The sequence below is a fragment of the Pseudomonas sp. SR18 genome (assembly GCF_023701505.1).
Lineage (GTDB): Bacteria > Pseudomonadota > Gammaproteobacteria > Pseudomonadales > Pseudomonadaceae > Aquipseudomonas > Aquipseudomonas cyclaminis.
The window spans coordinates 1-1266 of record NZ_JAMQAU010000042.1; the positions used below are offsets into that span (position 1 = coordinate 1).

Sequence of the window (1266 nt, forward strand, 5' to 3'; positions counted from 1 at the left end):
TTTGGTGGACTTGTTCCCTCGCAGCGGACGCCAAGAAGCGATATTTTAATCGCAACCTTGGAGGCACCTATGTCACAGCAAACCCGCCGCAGTTACACCGACGACTTCAAAGCTCAGGCAGTGACACTCGCTGAAAGCATTGGTCGAGGAGAAGCAGCTCGACAGTTAGATATCTCGGTCAAAACCTTAGGTAATTGGCTGGACGCCGCACGCAACGGGCGTCCTCTCAGTTCTCCTGCCCGGCATCCGGTCTCTGACCTGGAAAGCGAGCTGGCCCGGCTTCGAGCTGAAAATGCCACGCTTAAAATGGAACGAGAAATCCTAAAAAAAGCGACGGCGTTCTTTGCCAGAGAGTCCAACTGAGATACGCCTTCGTCGCCCGTGAACGGACTCGCTTTCCAGTCAGGTTGTTATGTCGAGTGATGGAAGTCTCGGTGTCGGGCTTTCACGGCTATTTGAAACGCCGGGAACGTCCTGATCCAGACGCTGAAATTCGCCTGGAAATTCGTGCGATTCATCATGCCAGTCGCGGCACTTATGGGCGCCCGCGGATGGTCAAGGCACTTCATAACCGATCTTTTTCAGTTGGGCATAAGCGAGTGGCCCGGTTGATGCGAGAAGAAATGTTGCGAGGGAAAATCAAGGCTCGGTTCAAACACTCGATGGATAATCGGTATATCCAGCCAATTTCCGACAACGTGTTGAAACGACGTTTTTCTGTGACAAGCCCAACTCCCGCGTGGGTGGGCGATATCACCTATATTTCGACGCGTCAGGGGTGGCTATATTTGGCCGTGGTGCTGAGCATCCAAACACGCCAGGTACTCGGTTACAGCCTGTCGGAACGGATGCCTGAGGGTCTGGTGCAGCAGGCTTTTTTGAACGCCTGGACGAATACACCAGTTGATCAGGGTGTAATTTTTCACTCTGATAGAGGTCGGCAATACACGGGCAGCGGTTTTCGCAGCATGATCTTGGACAGGGGGTTTGTGCAAAGCATGAGCCGTAAGGGCAACTGCTGGGATAACGCTGTAGCAGAGAGCTTTTTTGCCACACTCAAGAAGGAAGAAGCTACCGGTGTGTATCCCAGCAAAGCACAGGCTCACGCATCTATCGCGAGCTACATCCATGGTTTTTACAACCCGACACGGCTGCACTCGGCGCTGGGATACAGCTCACCTAATGACTACGCAAAGCAACTGAAGCAAACTGCTTAACGCTCGCTTTATGGCGTACGTTTTGAGGGAGCAAGTCCATGGTTACTTT

Annotated in this window: 2 protein-coding genes; both read left to right on the top strand. The window is 52.7% G+C overall.

Annotated features, from left to right (window positions below; genetic code table 11):
- Positions 1 to 363, top strand: a 363-nt coding sequence (locus NDJ82_RS27365; protein WP_218061226.1) for a transposase, incomplete at its 5' end; no start/stop codon positions are given.
- Positions 360 to 1217, top strand: a complete 858-nt coding sequence (locus tag NDJ82_RS27370; RefSeq protein WP_218573960.1) for an IS3 family transposase — start codon at positions 360 to 362, stop codon at positions 1215 to 1217. The genes NDJ82_RS27365 and NDJ82_RS27370, both read left to right, overlap by 4 nt.
- Positions 1218 to 1266 lie beyond the last annotated feature (49 nt).